The following is a 20,480-nucleotide window of genomic DNA, read 5'->3' as shown; positions in this document are numbered from 1 at the left end:
TCTCATTCAAAAAATGATCCGAGCCTCACTGCTCTTTTTCAAAGACAGCAAGAATGGGACCGACAGGATGCTGACCCCCGGCAATATGTTTGCCGCCACGGCTCATGGCCGAGACAGCCCCATCCAGAAACAGTGCATTGTCACATTTCAGCTCATCGCGAAAAAGCCGGGCAAAATGGCCAAGACTCACGGCTTTGCGTGACAGGACCAGCACCACCTGATTGTTGCGGTCAACGCCCACACCGTTGCGGATATAACGCGATTTTCCATTCCACTCAAAGCGCGGATGTATGTGCCCGTCAATCACCAGCATCGGCCCTGATTGTGTCGCATAAAGCGTATCCGGCATGGTGCGGGCATATTCAAACGCCTCCATCACGGCTGCCTGCCCTTCTTTGCCTATCAGGAAAACGCCGTTCGGCTTCATGAAGAAATTGCCCTTATCGTCGTCAAGATTGAGAGGCGCCTTGATCTTTCCCTCTTCAATCAGCAAGCCGACCGGCGACAGATCCTTATGATACATGCCTGCATTCATCGACAGCAGCGGCATTTCTTTATTGACAGACATGGCCTCGTCAAACGCCGCCAGCGAGCCAAAGGGCCTGCCATTTCCATCGGCATGGGCAATACGGATATCGTAAGCGGCAGGATCAAACACGCACACAATATGGGCCACGCCCTCAAAAGAAATATCCTGACAGGGTTTTGACACAGAGGTGGACGGTAAGGACGGGGGTGCGACCGCAATCGGGCGAAGCAAGCGCCACCCAAGCAACAGTCCCACCAAAATGAGCGCGATAAAAAATGCAAAAACAGACAATTTTCTCATGCTCTCGTTATGCTTTGCCGCGACAATTCCGACAATGTAGCGCCCTGCAGGAAGCGCGGGGTTGTTTCACAACGCACTCAGGGCTATCTGAAGAGTGGGTTTTGCGGCCTGATCATGTCAGGCCTTGAAAGGATTGGCTATGAGCGGAATTAACGATTACATCGACAATGAAGTCAAGAACAGCGATGTTGTCCTGTTTTTGAAGGGCACACCGGGCTTTCCCCAATGTGGTTTTTCCGGGCAGGTCGTGCAAATTCTCGACTATATCGGCCTTGACTACAAAGGCATCAATGTTCTCGATTCCAGTGAGTTGCGCCAGGGCATCAAGGATTATTCCAACTGGCCAACCATTCCCCAGCTTTACGTAAAGGGTGAGTTCGTCGGCGGTTGCGATATTGTGCGCGAAATGTTTCAGGCTGGCGAATTGCAAAAGCTTTTCAGTGAAAAGGGTATCAAGACCAAAGGCGCTGCGTGAGCCACTATTTCAAGCGCTGCCACAACAGCCACACATAGTTTTAGCAAAGGCGCTGGGTTTCCAGCGCCTTTCTGCTCTTTGAGAACCTGCCTTCTGGCAGGTCCAGCATTTTTCTGCTCTTGAACCGGCAAGCGCCAGACAGATTTATTTGAAGGTTATAGTTTATGGCTAAAGCCACAACGACAGCATCACAGCCGCTGCCCGGCATGAGCAAGGTGGAGTTCATCACCCTGATGGCCATGCTCATGGCGCTGAATGCGCTGGCCATCGACATCATGCTGCCGGGCCTGCAGCAAATCGGCGAAAGTCTTGGTGTCGAAAGCGAAAATCACCGCCAATATATCATTTCCGCCTATCTGCTGGGCTTTGCGATTGCACAGCTTGTCTTTGGGCCGCTTGCAGACCGGTTTGGACGGCGCGGGCCGCTTCTGGTCGGACTGGGCATTTATATCGTCGCAGCCTTTGCAGGCGCGGTTGCTCCCACCTTCACCGGCTTGCTGATCATGCGTTTTGTGCACGGGATCGGCTCTGCGGCAACACGTGTCATCACTGTCTCCATCATCCGCGACGTGTTTGGCGGCCGTCAGATGGCCGAAGCCATGTCGCTTATCATGATGGTCTTCATGATCGTGCCGGTCATTGCCCCCGGCACCGGCCAGATCATCATGCTGTTTGCCGAATGGCACATGATCTTTGTCTTCATGGGACTGGCAAGCATTGTCGTTGCCATATGGATGGCGATACGCCTGCCCGAAACGCTCAATCCGGCCGACAAGCGCCTGCTTAACATAGGCTCCATATTTCAGGCATTTCGCGTGGTGCTCACCAACCGCATAGCCTTATGCTACACGCTGGCCAGCACATTCATTTTCGGCGCATTGTTTGGTTTCATCAACTCAGCCCAGCAGATCTATGTCGGCATTTACAAACTGGGGACCATGTTTCCAGTGGTATTTGCGGGCGTGGCAGGCTTCATGGCCTTATCGTCCTACATGAATTCACGCCTCGTCGGGCGCTTTGGCATGCGCCGCCTTTCGCATGGCGCCCTGCTCGGCTTTATCGGCGTCAACAGCATCTGGTTCCTGCTTTCCCTGTTTGGCACGCTTCCTCTTTGGCTTTTTCTTTTGCTGTTTACGCTGGCCATGTTCCAGTTCGGCCTTATCGGCTCGAATTTCAATTCACTGGCGATGGAGCCGCTCGGCCATGTCGCAGGCACAGCCTCGTCTGTACTGGGCTTTATGGGAACTGCCGGTGGCGGAGCCATTGGCGCGCTGATTGGCCAGGCCTATGACGGCACCACAATGCCACTGGCGCTGGGTTTTTTCAGTGTCGCCATTATAGGGCTGTTTTTTGTGCTGATTGCAGAACGCGGCAAGCTGTTTCAGGCACATCACAAACCGCTGTAATTCTTTTATGATAAATGAGGTAAAAGAAAAGGCCGCCCAAAAGACGGCCTTTTCAAAATAAAATTGCAATCAGATCAGCGCGAATAGAATTCGACCACCAGATTGGGTTCCATCTGGACGGCGTAAGGTACATCCGACAGGCTCGGCACGCGAGAATAGGTGGCAACCATCTTGTTATGGTCCACTTCGATATAATCAGGAACATCGCGCTCGGCGAGACTGACAGCTTCCAGGACGATGGTGAGTTGCTTCGACTTTTCACGCACCTCGATCACATCACCCGGCTTGCAGCGATAAGAGCCAATGTTCACGCGGCGGCCATTGACGTTGACATGACCATGATTGACGAACTGGCGCGCAGCAAAAATCGTCGGAACGAATTTGGCGCGGTAGACGATAGCGTCAAGACGCGATTCCAGCAGGCCAATGAGGTTTTCAGGCGTATCCCCACGGCGGCGGGCGGCCTCATCATAGGTCTTGCGGAACTGTTTTTCGGAAATATCGCCGTAGTGACCCTTCAGCTTCTGCTTGGCGCGCAACTGCAGGCCGAAATCGGACAGTTTGCCCTTGCGGCGCTGACCATGCTGGCCGGGACCATACTCACGACGATTGACCGGGGATTTCGGACGACCCCAGATATTTTCGCCAAGACGGCGATCAATTTTATATTTTGCGGATTCGCGCTTGCTCATCGCATTCCCTTTCAAACAAAACACCCACAGCCTCATGACTGCGGGGAAGGAAACGCGCCCTCCTCTGGCCTCCGTTTTCGAGACCTGACAGAATTGTCTGCGCCAAGCAGCAGACTATCCACGGGACACGTCAAATGAAACAGTCGGGCTGGTTGGCCCGGTGCTTCGCAGGTTTCACTAGAGGGACAGGTCTGCGCTGTCAAGCCTGCACGATCAATCCAAACCCTTGCATCAACCGCCGGATGGACTCATCCGGCCTGCCTGAAGTAAAAACAGCAAGATCCAGCTGCCCATCATTGTGACTTTTTGCCAATCCGGTTTCATGTCTCAACAAGGATAGGGCCCGTCGGGCAATGGCTTCAGCGGGATCAAGCCAGTCCACCGGCCATGGGGCGGTCTTGCGCATCCGATTGGCCAGAAATGGATAATGGGTGCAGGCCAGCACCACAATATCGGTGCGCTGCCCGTTCTGCTCCACAAAGCACGGCGCAATTTCTGCCCGCACGGCCTCCTCATCAACAAACCCGTCGCGCATATAGGTTTCAGCCAGCAAGGCCAGATTTTGCGAGCCGACAAGCCGCACATGGCATTTTGTCGCCCATTGATGAATGAGATCGCGCGTATATTGGCGCTTGACGGTTCCGGGCGTCGCCAGCACCGAGACAAGGCCGGAGCGCGTACGTTCCGCCGCAGGCTTGATTGCGGGCACCATGCCGACAAAGGGATGACCCGGAAAGCGCTGCCGCAGATCAGAAATGACCAGCGTGGAAGCCGTATTGCAGGCAATGACGGAAATTTCCGGGCGAAATCGGTCCAAAAGCCCGGCAAAAAGCTCCAATATATGTGCGCGCAGCGCCGGTTCTTCCCAGGCTCCATAGGGAAAGCCCGCATCGTCTGCGACATAGACAAAGCGTCGATCCGGGATCAGCACCCGCGCCTCGCGCAGCACTGTGAGGCCACCAACACCGGAATCAAACATCAGGATTGGCGCTTCAGCCATTTTTAGGCCGCTCCTTATCCGGCTCCACCAATTTTTCGGCTGTCACATCCTTGCGCGCCATTGTGCGCGGTGTTTTGGGCGAATAGCGATCCAGCGACGTAATCACCCCGCGTAACACCCGCAATTCAGGCGCCGCAAAACCTGCCCGCGTCAGGACAGAGCGCAGATTGTCCACCATTTTTGATTTTTTCTCAGGCGGTCGAAAATAGCCGCGCACATCAAGGGCTGCTTCCAGATGAGAAAACAAACCCAGCAAGTCTTCCTTGCTGGCTGGCTCCATATCTGCCCCCCGAAAATTGGTGCGGGTCTCGTCCGCAAAGCCGGATTTCATCCATTCATAGGACATCAACAGCACAGCCTGCGCAATGTTGAGCGAGGCAAAGCCCGGATCGACCGGGAAGGTTACAACCTCGTCTGCCAGTCCGACCTCATCATTGTTCAGGCCAAACCGCTCACGCCCGAACAGGAGGCCGGTGCGTTGGCCTGCCTGACTGCGGGCGCGCAATTGTCGGCCCGCCTCCACCGGGGCGCGCACCGGCTTGAACCCGTCACGGGCGCGGGCTGTCGTGGCAAAAATAAAATTCAAATCGGCAATTGCTTCCGGCAAAGTCTCAAACACACGCACAGCATCGATGACATGATCAGCCTTGCTGGCTGCGGCGCGCGCCTTTTCGCTTGGCCAGCCATCACGCGGATTGACCAGCCGCAATTCATGCAGGCCGAAATTGGCCATGGCACGCGCCACCATGCCGATATTCTCGCCAAGTTGCGGCTCGACAAGAACAATCACCGGACCGGTCGAGGCAGGCTTTTCATCTGGCGTGGTCGTTTCAGTCATCACAAACCGGAGTTTTATTCATAAAACAAGGACCGTCCCTGCCATATCTATTCGACAAATTGAAGGAATTTTGTTGCCATGACAGGCTTTCAAAACAGGCAGACATGATTTGCGCCGCATCGCAGCTTTTGGTATAGGGGCGCATCTTTAACGCCTTGCCCATGCGGCAAAGGCCATTTTCCAAAATGAGGCAGTTTTTATGGCGAAGATCAAGGTGGCAAACCCGATCGTCGAACTCGACGGCGACGAGATGACCCGCATCATATGGCAACTCATCAAGGACAAGTTGCTCCATCCCTATCTTGATCTCAATCTTGAATATTATGATCTTGGCGTTGAACATCGTGACGCCACCGATGATCAGGTGACCATTGACGCAGCCAACGCCATCAAGAAACATGGCGTTGGTGTGAAATGCGCCACCATCACCCCCGATGAAGGGCGTGTCGAAGAGTTCAAGCTCAAGAAAATGTGGCGTTCGCCCAACGGCACCATCCGCAACATTTTAGGCGGCACCATCTTTCGCGAACCAATCATCATGAAGAATGTGCCGCGCCTGGTGCCCGGCTGGACCCAGCCGATCATTATTGGCCGACATGCTTTTGGCGACCAGTATCGCGCCACCGATTTCCGCTTCCCCGGCAAGGGCAAGCTGACCATCAAATTTGTCGGTGAAGACGGCCAGACCATCGAGCATGAAGTGTTTGACGCGCCCGGCTCAGGCGTCACCATGGCCATGTATAATCTTGATGATTCAATCCGCGAATTTGCCCGTGCTTCATTGAATTACGGCTTGCTGCGCAATTATCCTGTCTATCTGTCCACCAAGAACACCATTCTCAAAGCCTATGATGGCCGCTTCAAGGATATTTTCCAGGAAGTTTACGAACAGGAATTCGAGGCAAAGTTCAAGGAAAACAAGATCTGGTATGAGCACCGCCTGATCGACGATATGGTTGCCGCTTCGCTCAAATGGTCTGGTGGCTATGTCTGGGCCTGTAAAAACTATGATGGTGATGTTCAGTCTGACACAGTGGCGCAAGGCTTTGGCTCATTGGGCCTGATGACTTCAGTGCTGATGACGCCAGATGGCAAGACCGTGGAAGCAGAAGCTGCCCATGGCACGGTAACCCGCCACTATCGCCAGCACCAGAAGGGCGAGCAGACCTCAACCAACTCGATTGCCTCGATCTTTGCCTGGACGCGCGGCCTCGCCCATCGCGCCAAGCTCGACGACAATGCCGAGCTGAAGCATTTTGCCGAAACGCTGGAGCGCGTTTGCATCGAGACTGTCGAAAGCGGCTTCATGACCAAGGACCTGTCGCTGTTGATCGGACCGGATCAGCCATGGCTGTCGACCACCGGCTTCCTCGACAAGGTCGACGAAAATCTGCAAAAGGCGATGGCCTGAACCATTTGCCGTCAGATATTTTTATCTTGACGGCAAATGCTCTAAAGCCTGTCTCTCGAACTGGGAACCAGTTTCGAGATAAAGACATGCGAAAAAACAAAGACTTAAAGCGAGTCTCGTGAATCTAAAAAGATTGTGACACGCTTTAAACTAAAAGGCGGTTTCCATTTTGGAAACCGCCTTTTTTATGGGTTGATACAGAAAAGCAACTGAAATCAGGAAGCCAGCACCGCTTCAACGGCTGCAAGCGCCTGCCCGGCTTTTGCACCATCCGGGCCGCCTGCCTGCGCCATGTCAGGACGCCCGCCACCGCCCTGCCCGCCAAGGGCGGCAGATGCCTGACGCACCAGATCAACGGCAGAAAAACGGGATGTGAGATCCTCCGTTACAGCCACCACAACACTTGCCTTGCCATCTTCGACAACGCCGACAAAGACAACGACGCCTGAGCCAACCGATTTCTTGCCCTCATCGGCCAGTGATTTGAGATCACGCGGTGAGACGCCCTCAACCACCTTGCCAAGGAATTTTATGCCCGCCACTTCCTTTGCCTCAGAACCGGCAGCACCATTTGCGTCTCCACCCAAAGCAAGTTTGCGTCGCGCTTCGGAAAGCTCCCGTTCCAGCTTGCGCCGCTCTTCCACCAGCGCTTCCACCCGCCCCAAAACATCGGCAGGCGCAACTTTCAGCACCGCAGCCGCCGACTTCAAGCGTTGCTCCTGCTCATTAAGATAAAGCCGGGCCGCCTCGCCGGTCAGCGCCTCAATGCGGCGCACGCCGGCTGAAACCGGACTGTCGGAAACAATGCGTATCAGCCCAATATCGCCTGTCGCGCGCACATGTGTGCCGCCGCACAGTTCAATGGAATAAGGCCGGTTGGCCTTCTCGCCATGCAGTGCAGTTCCCATCGAAACGACACGCACCTCATCGCCATATTTCTCGCCAAACAGCGCCATGGCGCCTTCAGCGCGGGCATCATCGACCGTCATCAGCCGTGTCGTGACCGGAGCATTCTGCACCACGATCTCATTGGCCATATGCTCGACCTGTTCAAGCTCTTCAGCGCTGACAGCCTTGTTGTGTGAAATGTCAAAGCGCAGCCGCTCTGGCGCCACCAGCGATCCCTTCTGGGCAACATGAGTGCCCAGCACTTCGCGCAGCGCCTCATGAATGAGATGTGTGGCCGAATGGTTGGAGCGCAGCCTGCTGCGGCGTGCATGATCGACCTTCAATTCCACCGCAGCACCCGGTTTCAGTTTTCCCTTTACAACCTTGCCAAGATGCACGATGAGGCCGTCGGCTTTTTTCTGCGTATCTTCAATCTCAATAGAAAAATCATCCCCGGAAATAATGCCGGTGTCACCCATCTGACCACCGGATTCGCCATAAAACGGCGTCTGGTTGACGACAATGGCGACCTTGTCGCCTACAGCTGCTGTTTCCACTTGTTTGCCATCGACGACCAGGGCCTGAATAATTCCTTCGGCCTGCTCTGTATCATAGCCAAGAAATTCACTGGCTCCGGTTTTATCACGCACCCCGAACCAGATAGTTTCGGTTGCAGCTTCGCCAGAGCCTGCCCAATTGGCGCGAGCCTCGGCCTTCTGACGCTCCATTGCCAAATTAAACCCTTCAAGATCAACACCGATATTGCGCTGGCGCAGCGCATCCTGAGTCAGGTCAAGGGGAAAACCATAAGTGTCATAGAGCCTGAAGGCGGTTTCACCATCAAGATTATCGCCTCCGCTCAAAGATTCGGTTGCCTCATTCAAAAGGGCCAGACCGCGCGTCAGAGTGTTGCGAAAACGGCTTTCCTCCAGTTTCAATGTCTCGGAAATCAGGCTTTGGGCACTTACCAATTCAGGATAGGCCTGCCCCATCTCGCGCAACAGCGCCGGAACCAGCCGCCACATCAGCGGCTCTTTGGCCCCCAAAAGCTGGGCGTGGCGCATGGCGCGGCGCATGATACGACGCAGCACATAGCCGCGCCCTTCATTTGAGGGCAAAACGCCATCGGCGATCAGGAAGGACGAGGCGCGCAAATGGTCGGCAATAACGCGGTGGCTGGCACGGTTTGCCCCAAGCGCCGGAACGCCGGTTGCTTCTTCCGAAGCGCGGATCAGCGCCTTGAACAGGTCAATGTCGTAATTGTCGTGCTCGCCTTGCAAGACGGCGGCAATGCGCTCCAGCCCCATGCCCGTGTCGATGGATGGACGCGGCAGTTCAATACGCTCCTCCTTCGACAATTGTTCATATTGCATGAAGACAAGGTTCCAGATTTCGATGAAACGATCGCCATCCTCATCGGGACTGCCCGGCGGGCCACCGAAAATATGATCGCCATGGTCGTAGAAAATCTCTGAACAGGGACCGCAAGGGCCGGTATCGCCCATCGCCCAGAAATTATCGCTGGTGGCAATACGGATGATTTTTTCATCCGGCAGACCGGCAATCTTCTTCCACAGATCAATGGCTGCATCATCGGTGTGATAGACGGTGACCAGCAGGCGGTTCTTGTCCAGCCCGAATTCACGGGTAATCAGGTTCCAGGCAAGTTCAATGGCACGTTCCTTGAAATAATCACCAAAAGAAAAATTACCCAGCATTTCAAAGAAAGTGTGGTGGCGCGCCGTATAGCCGACATTGTCAAGGTCATTATGCTTGCCGCCAGCGCGAACGCATTTCTGCGAGGTGGTGGCACGGTTATAAGAACGGGTCTCCAACCCGGTAAACACATTCTTGAACTGCACCATGCCCGCATTGGTAAACATCAGGGTCGGGTCATTACGCGGCACCAAGGGGCTTGAAGAAACGACCTCGTGTCCTTCCTTGCGGAAATAGTCGAGGAAGGTCGACCGGATCTCGTTTACACCACTCATGAAAGCTGCCTTTGCCCAGAAACGCCATTGATGTCAGCGCACAAACACAGCCTTTTAGCGGTCGACCGGAACCCTGTCCAGAATGAGAAACGACGCGCCTGTTTTTGCAGCCATCAAAATACAAAATCGGCAGCGTTTGTCCTTCTGGACTGGCGCTGCCGATATATAAATTGCATCATTTTCGTCTAAAGCAACGGGCGTTCTGACAAACGCAGCTTCCGCTGCCCCAAGCTTTTCTCAAAAGTCGGGATCAGGCCTCGTCAGCCTCCGCTTCAAAGCCGCCATTTTCAAGAAATTTCTCGGCAATCAGGCCTGCATTCTGGCGCAAGGTTGCCTCAATCTCACGTGCGGTATCGGGATTGTCACGCAAGAACAGCTTGGCATTTTCACGCCCCTGCCCCAGACGCTGTGAATTATAGGAAAACCACGATCCTGATTTCTCAACCACCCCGGCCTTGACACCCAGATCGATCAGTTCCCCCATCTTGGAGACGCCTTCACCATACATGATGTCGAACTCGACCACCTTGAAGGGCGGGGCCAGCTTGTTCTTGACCACTTTGACGCGGGTCTGGTTACCGGTCACCTCATCACGATCCTTGATCGAACCGATACGGCGAATATCGAGACGCACCGAAGCGTAGAATTTAAGTGCGTTTCCTCCAGTCGTCGTTTCAGGAGACCCGAACATGACGCCAATCTTCATACGAATCTGGTTGATGAAAATAACCATGGTGTTGGAGCGTGAAATCGAAGCCGTCAGCTTGCGCAGCGCCTGGCTCATCAGACGCGCCTGCAAGCCGGGCAGCGAATCGCCCATCTCGCCTTCAATTTCAGCGCGCGGTGTCAGGGCGGCCACCGAATCCACCACCAGAACATCAACCGCGCCCGAACGCACCAGCGTGTCACAAATCTCCAGCGCCTGCTCGCCAGTGTCCGGCTGCGAAATCAGAAGATTTTCAAGGTCAACACCAAGCTTGCGGGCATAAACCGGGTCGAGCGCATGTTCAGCATCAACAAAGGCGCAAATGCCACCCTTCTTCTGCGCTTCGGCCACAGTGTGAAGCGCCAGTGTTGTCTTGCCCGAGCTTTCAGGCCCGTAAATCTCGACAATGCGTCCGCGCGGCAGACCGCCAACACCCAGCGCAATATCAAGGCCAAGCGAGCCGGTTGAGACCGTTTCAATCTCCACCGCCTGTTCATTTGCGCCCAGACGCATGATCGAGCCCTTGCCGAAAGCCCGCTCGATCTGTGACAGGGCGGCATCCAGTGCCTTTGATTTGTCCACCGAATTGTCCTCTACAAGCCGCAATGAATTCTGAGCCATGATACAGCACCTTCTGGTCGTCAATAACAGACGGACAATTCCTGACTGCTTATATTTTTGTACACTCTTTGTTCTAATTTAGCAAGAGCGCCAACACTTTGATTCCATTGAATAAATAAAATATGTTCTCGTTTTATTCTAAATAATACCGCTATGTGAACGCGGATAAAAAGCATGGAAGGGAAAGGTGTTTTTGAAAAATATCCGGGTCAGGCCCCGGCCCGGGCCTGCGCCAGCGCCTTGAGATCAGCCGCTTTCAGCTCCACTGATTCGCCGCAACCACAGGCGGAAGACTGGTTGGGATTGCGAAAGGTAAAACCGGTGCGCAAGGCGGTGACTTCAAAGTCCATCTCGGTGCCCAACAGGAAAAGGGCTGCCTCAGGCGCAACATAAACATGCGCGCCTTCATACTCGATATGATCATCCTTCGGATTTGGCTCGGTAACCAGATCAACCGTATATTCCATGCCTGCGCAGCCGCCCTTCTTGATGCCAAGGCGAATGCCATGCGCACCTTCGCGTGAAGTGGCGATCTCGCGAACACGCTCGGCTGCTTTTTGCGTCAGCGTCATGACGGAAAAACCTGCCATATCAGTCCTCTCCATGTCCGGCAGTCAAATTCCCGCCAGAATGAGTTTTATACATATCTTCCCTGAAGATGGGGATATTTGCAAACCACCGCAAGGTTGGCTTGTGCGGCTTCAATACCAGCCGCAGGCGATTTGCGCTTCTTCCGACATGCGATCCGGCGTCCATGGCGGATCAAAGGTCATTTCAACCTCCACCCCCGAAACACCTTCTACTGTGCTCACCGCATTTTGTACCCAGCCCGGCATTTCCCCAGCAACCGGGCAGCCGGGAGCCGTCAGTGTCATATCGATCTTGACGGTGCGGTCATCTTCAATATCGATGCGATATATAAGACCAAGCTCGTAGATGTCTGATGGAATTTCGGGATCATACACCGTCTTGAGCGCGGCAATGATGTCATCGGTCAGCCGCGCCAGTTCATCATCGGAAATAGCCGAGACCGATCCCGCTTCACTCGCCTGTTCAGGCGCCGCATTCATGTTGCTTTCATCCATATCCGTCATCCAAAAAACTTGCAGGCTTTTTCCAGCGCTTCGGCCAGCACGTCGATTTCTGCTTTGGTATTGTACATGCCAAAGGATGCCCTGCATGTGGAGGTCACGCCAAAGCGCTTCAACAGCGGCTGGGCGCAATGGGTACCGGCGCGCACAGCAACACCCTGACGATCGATCAGCATCGAAACATCATGTGCATGAATGCCCTGCAATTCAAACGAAATGATCGCCCCCTTGTCCGGGGATTGGCCAAAAATACGCAGCCGGTCAATGGCGCCAAGCCGCTCATGGGCATAGGCGGTCAGTTCGGCTTCATGGGCAGAAATCTGCGCGCGTCCGATACTATCCATATAGTCAAGGGCGGCGCCCAGCCCAATGGCCTGAACGATGGGCGGCGTTCCTGCCTCAAAACGATGCGGCGGCGCATTGTAAGTGACCATGTCCTCACTCACATCCTCGATCATTTCACCACCGCCCATAAAGGGGCGCATGGCTTCCAGCCGCTCCGTCTTGCCGTACAGCACGCCGATGCCGGAAGGCCCGTAGACCTTATGGCCGGTAAAGACGAAGAAATCGCAGTCAAGGTCCTGCACATCGACAGGCATATGGACAGCGCTCTGGCTGCCATCGACCAGAACCGGAATCCCGCGCGCATGGGCAATGCGGCAGATTTCGCGGATCGGGGTCACCGTGCCCAGCGCATTCGACATATGGGTGATGGCAACCAGCTTTGTGCGCTCGCTCAGGCTGTTTTCAAAATATTCCAGATGCAGCGCACCCAGATCATCCACCGGCACCCAGACAAGTTTTGCGCCCTGCCGCTCGCGAATGAAATGCCATGGCACAATATTGGAATGATGCTCCAGGATCGACAGCACGATCTCGTCACTCTCGCCGATATTGGGCATTCCAAAACCATAGGCCACCGTATTGATGGCGGCGGTCGAATTGGAAGTGAAGATGATATTGTCAACCGATGGTGCATTCAAGAAACGGCGCACGCTTTCGCGGGCTTTTTCATAGGCGTCCGTAGACGCATTGGATAAAAAATGCAGGCCGCGATGCACGTTGGCATAGTCTTGCGCATAGGCGTTGTGGATCGCATCCAGCACGATTTGCGGCTTTTGCGCCGATGCGCCATTGTCAAGATAGACCAAAGGCTTGCCATATACCTGCCGGGCAAGAATGGGGAAGTCGCGGCGAACAGCCTCAACATCATAGGCAGCGGTTTTGATCATTTGATCCATCACAGGCTCCCTGCGCCCTTGCTCCACCGCCCCCAGCGAACACAAGTCGTTGGGGGCGCGTGGAAAATTTTACCCGTGTGTGGCAAACCAGTCATCAAGCCTGGCTTCAAGAGCCTCTACCAGGCGCTCATCTTCCAGTTCCTCGATCACTTCGGCCACAAATGCCTTGACCAGCAGGCCACGCGCCGTCTTTTCGGTGATGCCACGCGACATCAAATAGAAAAGATAATCATTCTGGATTTCAGTCACCGTCGCGCCATGGCCGCAGGCCACGTCATCGGCAAAGATTTCCAGTTCCGGCTTGGTCGAAAACTCGGCATCGTCAGACAAGAGCAGCGTGTTGCAAGCCATGCGCGCATCGGTCTTTTGCGCAATCTGGTGCACATTGATGCGCCCCTGAAACACACCATGCGCACGACCTGTCACCACATTGCGCACAATCTCGGTGGAGTCGGTATGGGGCACGGCATGGTCAAGCACCATGGTCACATCGGTGTGGTTGTCACCAGCCAGAAGGTTTATGCCACGCATCTGGAAGTCCGAGCCTTCACCCGCCACATTTACGTGCACTTCCTGACGCACCAGCTTACCGCCACTATTCATGAAGAACAGGGTCAGCTTCGCATCCTTGCCGATCTGCGCCTTGAACTGGGCCAGATTTTGCGCCGTCTCAGGCTGTTCCTGAATAATCAACCAGGTGACGTCTGCCCCATCGCCAACATGAAGCTGGCTGACGCAAGTGGCAAAACCGGCCCCTTCGCCCGACTGACGCTCAATGATGGTTGCCTGTGCCTTTGCCCCGACATTGACTGCAAGGCGCACATGGCTTTGACCACCGGCCTGCAGATTTTGCAGTTCAACCACCTGTTCCAGTTGAGCGCCTTCAGCAATATCAAGCGCAATGCCATTGGCCACAAAGGCAGTGTTGATGGCGCCAATGGCATCGTCAAACCCATAGGTTTCAAGCGACGAGGCAAACTGGCCGTCGATCAGTTTTTGGGCAAGCGGTGTAAAGGTAATGCCCTCGCTTGAGGGCGGCTTGCCCGACCACACACCATCAATGAGCGTGATCAGATGCGAGTCTTCCAAAATAGGATCAAGCGCCTTGACCGCAGATGTTGCCGGAAATGCCGGAACCTTGCCCAGCAGGCGGCGCAGATCCGTATAGTGCCAGCTTTCAACACGGCGGGTCGGCAGACCTGCCTTGACCATTTCAATGGCGTGATCGCGCCTGCTCATCACCGCGCCATCGCCCGGCAATGTGCCCAGTCGCTCGCCAAAAGCCTCAACCAGAGCCGTCTCGGCAGGCGTAAGCTGTGGAGTTGCGTGTATATTCATTGCATTCACCTCACCTAACCACCGCCTTAAGCTGCTTCACCGATAATACCGGCATAGCCATTGGCTTCCAGTTCAAGCGCCAGCGACTTGTCGCCGGACTTGACGACCTGCCCCCTGGACAAGACATGCACACTGTCGGGCACGATATGCTCCAGCAGGCGCTGATAGTGGGTGATGACAAGGAAGGCACGGTCGGGCGAGCGCAGCGAATTGACGCCATCGGCCACAATCTTGAGCGCATCGATGTCGAGACCGGAATCGGTTTCATCCAGCACACACAGTTTTGGCTGGAGCAGCTTCATTTGCAGGATTTCGGCGCGCTTTTTCTCACCGCCGGAAAAACCGACATTGAGCGGACGCTTCAACATGCCCATATCCATGTTGAGGGTGCCCGAAGCCTGTTTCACCTTCGCAATGAATTCCGAAATTTTCAGCGGTTCCTCGCCGCGCGCCTTGCGCTGCTCATTCATCGCAACTTTCAGAAATTCCATGGTGGCGACACCGGGAATTTCCATCGGATACTGGAAAGCAAGGAAAATGCCGGAAACGGCGCGCTCGGCCGGGTCCATCTCAAGAATGGACTGGCCATTGTATAAAATATCGCCTTCCGTCACCTCATAATCCTCGCGACCGGCAAGAATATAAGACAGCGTTGACTTGCCCGAACCGTTTGGCCCCATAATGGCGGCAACTTCGCCAGCCTTTACCGTCAGGTTCAAGCCACGGATAATCTCAGTGCCGTCCTCGGCAATGCGGGCATGCAGATTCTTGATCTCAAGCATTGTGTTCTTCCTGAATTTTCAAAGCCCGTTGCAATTTTTTAAGAAAAACCGCTTTGCGTGGCTTTTTAGTCCCTGTTCTGTTTCAACTTGCCGCTTCCAAAACCGGCATGCGGTTTTGCGCGACATGCTTTTTCAATGGTCAGCCGACCGAACCTTCGAGCGAAATGCCGATCAGTTTCTGGGCTTCGACGGCAAATTCCATCGGCAGTTCCTGAATGACATCCTTGACGAAGCCATTGACGATGAGCGCAATGGCTTCCTCTTCAGGAATGCCGCGCTGCATGACATAAAACTTCTGGTCTTCAGAGATTTTAGAGGTCGTGGCTTCATGCTCGAACTGGGCGGTCGAGTTCTTGGCTTCCATGTAAGGAATGGTGTGCGCACCGCAGCGATCGCCGATCAGCAGCGAGTCACAATTGGTGAAGTTGCGCGCATTGGTTGCCTTGCGATGGGCCGAAACCTGACCGCGATAGGTGTTTTGCGAAAAACCTGCGGCAATACCCTTGGAGATGATGCGGCTTTTGGTGTTCTTGCCCAGATGGATCATCTTGGTGCCACTGTCGATCTGCTGATAACCATTGGAAACGGCAATCGAGTAGAATTCGCCCTGGCTGTCATCACCGCGCAGAATGCAGGATGGGTATTTCCAGGTGACGGCAGAGCCGGTTTCCACCTGTGTCCACGAGATTTTTGAACGATCGCCACGGCAATCGCCACGCTTGGTGACGAAATTATAAATACCGCCCTTGCCTTGCGCATCGCCCGGATACCAGTTCTGGACGGTCGAATATTTGATTTCGGCGTCATCAAGCGCAATCAGTTCAACAACGGCGGCGTGAAGCTGGTTTTCATCGCGCTGTGGTGCGGTGCACCCTTCCAGATAGGAGACATAGCCGCCTTCCTCGACAATGATCAGCGTGCGCTCAAACTGGCCGGTGTTCTTCTCGTTGATACGGAAATAGGTCGAAAGTTCCATCGGGCAGCGCACACCCTTGGGCACATAAACAAATGACCCATCGGTAAAGACTGCCGAATTGAGCGTCGCATAATAATTGTCACTGACCGGCACGACCGAAGCCAGATATTTTTTCACCAGTTCCGGATGTTCGCGAATGGCTTCTGAAATCGAGCAGAAGATCACTCCGGCCTTGGCCAGTTCTTCCTTGAAGGTGGTTACAACCGAGATGGAATCGAAAACCGCATCAACCGCAACGCGGCCTGAGGCATAGATATTGTCGCTTTCTGCGCCATTTTCCGCAGCAGGCTTTTGCACCCCGGCCAGAATTTCCTGCTCACGCAGCGGAATGCCCAGCTTTTCATAGGTGCGCAGCAGTTCCGGATCGACCTCATCAAGCGATTTGGGACCAGTCTGGTTCTTTGGCGCGGCGTAATAATGAATATCCTGAAAATCAATTTTCGGATAATCGACACGCGCCCAGGTGGGCTCTTCCATGGTCAGCCAGCGGCGATACGCCTCCAGACGCCATTCAAGCATCCACTCCGGCTCATCCTTTTTATTTGAAATAAAGCGGATAATGTCTTCATTCAGCCCCTTGGGGGCCTTGTCGGTTTCGATTTCTGTCTCAAAACCATATTTATACTGATCAACATCGAGCTCACGAACGGCATCGATTGTTTCCTGCACAGCAGCCACAGGCGTTCTCCATCCTTGTCGGGGGCAAGGCCCGACAGTTTTCAAACTATGGCATCGCCCAATCAGAACGATGTGTTTTACATATAGTATGTTCCGGTCGCGATTACACCCGCCCGTCACACACCAAAAGGCCGCAGCCGCGGCCCCAGCCACCTTCAGGCGGCTCTGCCTCCACCGGAACGGCGGGATACGATACCCGCCAGCGCCGAACGGAACAGTTCAAGGTCGTGCATATCCGTCGCCTGCCCGATGGACACACGCAACGCACCCTGGATTTCATCAAAGCCCATCGCCGTCAGCACAGGACTTGCGCCCACCTTGCCCGACGAACAGGCCGAACCAGCCGACAAGGCGACACCGGCAAGATCAAAGGCGATCTGGGCGGTTTCGGCTTTCAGGCCGGGAATGGCAAAAAACAACGTATTGGCCAGCCGCGGCGCAGCACGCCCGAAAATCAGCGCATCGGGAACCAGTTCCAGAACCACATCTTCAAAACGGTCACGCAGCTTGCGCACCTCGTCAATTGTCTTGAAACTTTCAGATGCGGATTCTGCCGCAGCCCCGAACCCGGCAATACCGGGAAGATTTTCAGTTCCGGCACGATGGCTTTTTTCCTGCCCGCCACCAGTAATCAGCGGCTGCGGCATCATCAGATCACTGGCGGCAATAATTGCGCCAACGCCTTTGGGACCACCGATCTTGTGGGCGGAAAGAATCAGATAATCGGCACAAGGCTTTGACATATCAAGCAAAATACGCCCTGCCGCCTGCACCGCATCCAGCACCAGAACGCCACCGGCAGCCTTGACTACCGAGGCAATGTCCTCAAGCGGCTGCACCACGCCAGATTCATTATTGGCAGCATGAACAGCAACCAGCGCCAGTCCTTGCGCCTTGTCATGAGACGCCAGCGCTTGCGCCAGCGCATCCAGCTTCAACAGCCCTTGCCCGTCAACACCGATCTGCGTGATCTGATCGGGCAAAAAACGCCCGCCACTGCGCAGGCAGGAATGGTCAGCGCTACAGATATAAAGATGAGAAAAGCGCAATGGCGCTTTGCCCATGCGCCAGTCCGGGGCCAGCAGGGTGGTAGCCCCTTCTGTTGCGCCTGACGTAAAGACGATATGTTGCGGCCGGGCATTGACCAGTCCGGCAATCCGGGCGCGCGCTTCTTCCATCAGACGCCGCGCTGCGCGCCCCTCACCGTGAACAGAGGAAGGATTGGCAGCCTCCAGCGCCGCGACCACAGCCTCACGCGCAACACGCAAAAGCGGTGCGCTGGCATTATAGTCGAGATAGGCGCGAGCAGCCATTTCCTGTCAAATCCTCCTGAACTTTCTCTATCACGCCGGACTGCGGCGTTATTTCCTTGAAATCTGAGGCTTAGCCGTCCTATCTACGCAGCAACAGCGCAGATCGGCTGACCAGTCAGTTTTGAACAATTCTAATCTAGCTTCTAAGAAGGCCCCGTCCCCGCGTCAAGGTCAAATCTTGCGAAAAGCATTCAAGAATTGCTCCAGCGCGACGCGATCCGTTTTGAGAACGCCTCCTGTTTTCCTGGAAACGAACAGATGTTCTCAAATTTTGTTGCAGCCGCATTTATGCGCCGCCAGACAAGATCGTCTGGCTGTAAAATGCTCTAAAATTTTGTTTTAGTCGGAGTTTTGAATGCCAGAGGTCATTTTTACAGGTCCTGCCGGTCGGCTGGAAGGACGCTATCAGCCTTCCACCGAAAAGAACGCGCCGATCGCCATCGTGCTTCATCCCCATCCGCGATTTGGCGGCACGATGAACAACAAGATCGTCTATGACCTGTTTTACATGTTCCAGAAGCGCAATTTCACCACGCTGCGTTTCAACTTTCGCAGCATCGGCCGCAGCCAGGGCAATTTCGATCATGGTGTGGGCGAGTTGTCGGATGCAGCAGCTGCCCTCGACTGGATACAGGCATTGCATCCAGACTCACAACATTGCTGGGTGGCCGGATATTCCTTCGGCGCCTGGATTGGCATGCAGCTTTTGATGCGCAGGCCGGAAATCGAAGGGTTTATGTCGATTGCCCCGCAGCCGAACATCTATGACTTTTCCTTCCTTGCCCCCTGCCCGTCCTCCGGCCTCATCATCCATGGCGATGCCGACAAGGTCGCGCCGCCCAAGGATGTTCAGGTTCTGGTCGACAAGCTGCATACGCAAAAAGGCATCACCATTACCCAGAAAATCCTGCCCGGCGCCAATCATTTCTTTTCCAATGATACAGACCTGCTGATCGAGGAATGCTCCGATTATCTGGATCGCCGCCTTGCCGGTGAACTGGCCGAGCCGCGCCCCAAGCGCCTAAGATAAGGGTTTTTTCACAAAAATCCCGCCGCTCACCGGCCTGTCACACCCTGTGGTGGATGGAAAAGTGAGCGGCATTTTTTTGTATGAGCGCACAGCCAGATAGGCCCAGGCTTCTGCTTCCGTTGCATCACCATCAAGGCCGGCCTCTTCCGCGGAAATGACCTGTGCACCCATTTTTTGAGCACCTGCCTTCAGATCATGCATGATATGCGGGTTTTTGCGCCCGCCCCCGCAAATGATCCACAGAACCGGTCTTTCCGGCAAATGTGTCGTGGCCTTCAAGATTGCTCTGGCCGATAAAGCCGCCAGAGTTCTGGCACCATCGGCAAGTTTTAGCCCTTCAGCTTGCGCCAGCGTAAAATCCCCACGATCAAGCGATTTTGGACCCGGCCTGTCAAAGAAAGGGCTTTGCAAATAGCTAGCCACAACGTCCTCATCCACCTGCCCCTGTCTGGCGATTTCTCCATCCTGATCAAAGGAAATACCGACTTTTTGCATGACCCACTGGTCGATCAAACCATTGCCCGGCCCCGTGTCAAAAGCAATTGGATCGCCATTTTTCGGTACATAGGTGATGTTTGAAATGCCGCCAATATTGACGAAAACAACCGGAAACCGGCCTGCGATATTTTCAGGCAATGAACGCGCCAAAGCCGCATGATAGGCCGGAACCAAAGGCGCGCCCTGCCCGCCATGACGCATGTCTTCAGCCCGCATGTCAAACACCACCGGCAGGCCGGTCAGATCTGCCAGCATTTGCCCGTCACCCAGTTGAACGGTCAGTGCCTGTTGTGGCCGGTGCAGCACGGTCTGGCCATGAAAGCCGATCAATTCAGGTTTTGTCCAGCAGCCCGCCTGATCCGACAGGAATTTTTCAACCGCTGCTGCATGTCTGCGGGTGATGTCTTGCTCCAGCGCAGCCAGATCACCGGGGCGCGCAGAACGCTGCGTGATCTGCTTTGCCACTTCAAGCCCAGCGATAATACGCTCACGAAATGCGGCCTCATAAGGCACAGACAGGCATGGTCCCTGCTCGACCAGATTGACGCCATCGGTGCGCAGCATGGCCAGATCAATCCCGTCCATTGAGGTGCCGCTCATCAGGCCGATTGCGCAGATTGTCGCCATTTGGCTTACTATCCTTGTGATTCCCTGTCTTGAGATGCTAAACGCGCGC

At 54.7% G+C, this 20,480-nt stretch carries 17 protein-coding genes and 1 pseudogene; 4 read left to right on the top strand and 14 right to left on the bottom strand.

Going from position 1 to position 20,480, the window contains the following annotated elements:
* Positions 1-25: 25 nt before the first annotated feature.
* The gene (locus tag ACFPLB_RS07380; RefSeq protein ID WP_378228721.1) at positions 26-676 is read right to left on the bottom strand and encodes a phosphodiester glycosidase family protein; all 651 of its coding nucleotides are present in this window, start codon (positions 674-676) and stop codon (positions 26-28) included.
* A 292-nt stretch (positions 677-968) separates the two neighbouring features.
* On the opposite strand from ACFPLB_RS07380, the gene grxD reads away from it, so the two are divergent.
* Complete coding sequence (gene grxD, locus ACFPLB_RS07375; protein WP_378228720.1) at positions 969-1,304, top strand: Grx4 family monothiol glutaredoxin; 336 nt, start codon at positions 969-971, stop codon at positions 1,302-1,304.
* 206 nt (positions 1,305-1,510) lie between these two features.
* Positions 1,511-2,710, top strand: a complete 1,200-nt coding sequence (locus ACFPLB_RS07370; protein WP_378228767.1) for a multidrug effflux MFS transporter — start codon at positions 1,511-1,513, stop codon at positions 2,708-2,710.
* Between the two features lie 74 nt (positions 2,711-2,784).
* Here the strand turns inward: ACFPLB_RS07370 and rpsD are convergent, their stop codons facing one another.
* The 3 genes and pseudogenes from rpsD to ACFPLB_RS07355 all read right to left on the bottom strand — a co-directional run bounded on the left by rpsD (position 2,785) and on the right by ACFPLB_RS07355 (position 5,240).
* Positions 2,785-3,402, bottom strand: coding sequence for a 30S ribosomal protein S4 (gene rpsD, locus ACFPLB_RS07365; RefSeq protein WP_378228719.1), 618 nt, complete (start codon positions 3,400-3,402; stop codon positions 2,785-2,787).
* A 199-nt stretch (positions 3,403-3,601) separates the two neighbouring features.
* Positions 3,602-4,402, bottom strand: a complete 801-nt coding sequence (gene murI / locus ACFPLB_RS07360; protein ID WP_378228718.1) for a glutamate racemase — start codon at positions 4,400-4,402, stop codon at positions 3,602-3,604.
* Between the two features lie 14 nt (positions 4,403-4,416).
* A pseudogene (locus tag ACFPLB_RS07355) lies at positions 4,417-5,240 on the bottom strand (RNA methyltransferase).
* A 199-nt stretch (positions 5,241-5,439) separates the two neighbouring features.
* Between ACFPLB_RS07355 and ACFPLB_RS07350 the strand changes: the two are divergent.
* Entirely contained in the window at positions 5,440-6,651 is a 1,212-nt protein-coding gene (locus ACFPLB_RS07350) for an NADP-dependent isocitrate dehydrogenase (RefSeq protein WP_378228717.1), read from the top strand.
* A gap of 215 nt (positions 6,652-6,866) precedes the next feature.
* Here ACFPLB_RS07350 and alaS read toward each other — a convergent pair whose 3' ends face one another.
* The 9 genes from alaS to ACFPLB_RS07305 all read right to left on the bottom strand — a co-directional run bounded on the left by alaS (position 6,867) and on the right by ACFPLB_RS07305 (position 18,276).
* Entirely contained in the window at positions 6,867-9,530 is a 2,664-nt protein-coding gene (gene alaS / locus ACFPLB_RS07345) for an alanine--tRNA ligase (RefSeq protein WP_378228716.1), read from the bottom strand.
* A gap of 250 nt (positions 9,531-9,780) precedes the next feature.
* Complete coding sequence (gene recA / locus ACFPLB_RS07340) at positions 9,781-10,857, bottom strand: recombinase RecA (protein ID WP_378228715.1); 1,077 nt, start codon at positions 10,855-10,857, stop codon at positions 9,781-9,783.
* Positions 10,858-11,066: 209 nt separating this feature from the next.
* On the bottom strand, positions 11,067-11,447 hold the full coding sequence (gene sufA / locus ACFPLB_RS07335; RefSeq protein WP_378228714.1) for a Fe-S cluster assembly scaffold SufA: 381 nt from the start codon (positions 11,445-11,447) through the stop codon (positions 11,067-11,069).
* Positions 11,448-11,558: 111 nt separating this feature from the next.
* Positions 11,559-11,951: an SUF system Fe-S cluster assembly protein gene (locus ACFPLB_RS07330; RefSeq protein WP_378228713.1), complete on the bottom strand. Its 393-nt coding sequence runs from the start codon at positions 11,949-11,951 to the stop codon at positions 11,559-11,561.
* Complete coding sequence (locus ACFPLB_RS07325; RefSeq protein ID WP_378228712.1) at positions 11,948-13,189, bottom strand: cysteine desulfurase; 1,242 nt, start codon at positions 13,187-13,189, stop codon at positions 11,948-11,950. The genes ACFPLB_RS07330 and ACFPLB_RS07325 overlap by 4 nt, the downstream gene beginning before the upstream one ends.
* A 69-nt stretch (positions 13,190-13,258) precedes the next feature.
* Complete coding sequence (gene sufD / locus ACFPLB_RS07320) at positions 13,259-14,527, bottom strand: Fe-S cluster assembly protein SufD (protein ID WP_378228711.1); 1,269 nt, start codon at positions 14,525-14,527, stop codon at positions 13,259-13,261.
* Positions 14,528-14,553: 26 nt separating this feature from the next.
* Positions 14,554-15,309, bottom strand: coding sequence for a Fe-S cluster assembly ATPase SufC (gene sufC, locus ACFPLB_RS07315; protein ID WP_378228710.1), 756 nt, complete (start codon positions 15,307-15,309; stop codon positions 14,554-14,556).
* Between the two features lie 139 nt (positions 15,310-15,448).
* Entirely contained in the window at positions 15,449-16,963 is a 1,515-nt protein-coding gene (gene sufB / locus ACFPLB_RS07310; RefSeq protein WP_378228709.1) for a Fe-S cluster assembly protein SufB, read from the bottom strand.
* 155 nt (positions 16,964-17,118) lie between these two features.
* Entirely contained in the window at positions 17,119-18,276 is a 1,158-nt protein-coding gene (locus tag ACFPLB_RS07305) for a cysteine desulfurase family protein (RefSeq protein WP_378228708.1), read from the bottom strand.
* A 355-nt stretch (positions 18,277-18,631) separates the two neighbouring features.
* Between ACFPLB_RS07305 and ACFPLB_RS07300 the strand changes: the two genes are divergently transcribed.
* Positions 18,632-19,306, top strand: a complete 675-nt coding sequence (locus ACFPLB_RS07300) for an alpha/beta hydrolase (RefSeq protein WP_378228707.1) — start codon at positions 18,632-18,634, stop codon at positions 19,304-19,306.
* Here the strand turns inward: ACFPLB_RS07300 and ACFPLB_RS07295 are convergent.
* Positions 19,298-20,431 (bottom strand): anhydro-N-acetylmuramic acid kinase, encoded by a 1,134-nt coding sequence (locus tag ACFPLB_RS07295; protein ID WP_378228706.1) that lies wholly within the window; start codon positions 20,429-20,431, stop codon positions 19,298-19,300. The two genes, ACFPLB_RS07300 and ACFPLB_RS07295, sit on opposite strands and share 9 nt — an antisense overlap.
* Positions 20,432-20,480: the final 49 nt, after the last annotated feature.

It is taken from the genome of Aquamicrobium segne, assembly GCF_042656785.1.
GTDB lineage: Bacteria > Pseudomonadota > Alphaproteobacteria > Rhizobiales > Rhizobiaceae > Mesorhizobium > Mesorhizobium segne.
Note: the sequence above shows the minus strand (reverse complement) of the source record. Positions and strands in the feature narration are given on the sequence as shown.

What these genes read in the sequence shown, in the direction of transcription:
- grxD (WP_378228720.1), top strand. Translation starts at nt 969, where the DNA reads ATGAGCGGAATTAACGATTACATCGACAATGAAGTCAAGAACAGCGAT.
- ACFPLB_RS07370 (WP_378228767.1), top strand. Translation starts at nt 1,511, where the DNA reads ATGAGCAAGGTGGAGTTCATCACCCTGATGGCCATGCTCATGGCGCTG.
- rpsD (WP_378228719.1), bottom strand. Translation starts at nt 3,402, where the DNA reads ATGAGCAAGCGCGAATCCGCAAAATATAAAATTGATCGCCGTCTTGGC.
- murI (WP_378228718.1), bottom strand. Translation starts at nt 4,402, where the DNA reads ATGGCTGAAGCGCCAATCCTGATGTTTGATTCCGGTGTTGGTGGCCTC.
- ACFPLB_RS07350 (WP_378228717.1), top strand. Translation starts at nt 5,440, where the DNA reads ATGGCGAAGATCAAGGTGGCAAACCCGATCGTCGAACTCGACGGCGAC.
- alaS (WP_378228716.1), bottom strand. Translation starts at nt 9,530, where the DNA reads ATGAGTGGTGTAAACGAGATCCGGTCGACCTTCCTCGACTATTTCCGC.
- recA (WP_378228715.1), bottom strand. Translation starts at nt 10,857, where the DNA reads ATGGCTCAGAATTCATTGCGGCTTGTAGAGGACAATTCGGTGGACAAA.
- sufA (WP_378228714.1), bottom strand. Translation starts at nt 11,447, where the DNA reads ATGGCAGGTTTTTCCGTCATGACGCTGACGCAAAAAGCAGCCGAGCGT.
- ACFPLB_RS07330 (WP_378228713.1), bottom strand. Translation starts at nt 11,951, where the DNA reads ATGACGGATATGGATGAAAGCAACATGAATGCGGCGCCTGAACAGGCG.
- ACFPLB_RS07325 (WP_378228712.1), bottom strand. Translation starts at nt 13,189, where the DNA reads ATGGATCAAATGATCAAAACCGCTGCCTATGATGTTGAGGCTGTTCGC.
- sufD (WP_378228711.1), bottom strand. Translation starts at nt 14,527, where the DNA reads ATGAATATACACGCAACTCCACAGCTTACGCCTGCCGAGACGGCTCTG.
- sufC (WP_378228710.1), bottom strand. Translation starts at nt 15,309, where the DNA reads ATGCTTGAGATCAAGAATCTGCATGCCCGCATTGCCGAGGACGGCACT.
- ACFPLB_RS07305 (WP_378228708.1), bottom strand. Translation starts at nt 18,276, where the DNA reads ATGGCTGCTCGCGCCTATCTCGACTATAATGCCAGCGCACCGCTTTTG.
- ACFPLB_RS07300 (WP_378228707.1), top strand. Translation starts at nt 18,632, where the DNA reads ATGCCAGAGGTCATTTTTACAGGTCCTGCCGGTCGGCTGGAAGGACGC.
- ACFPLB_RS07295 (WP_378228706.1), bottom strand. Translation starts at nt 20,431, where the DNA reads ATGGCGACAATCTGCGCAATCGGCCTGATGAGCGGCACCTCAATGGAC.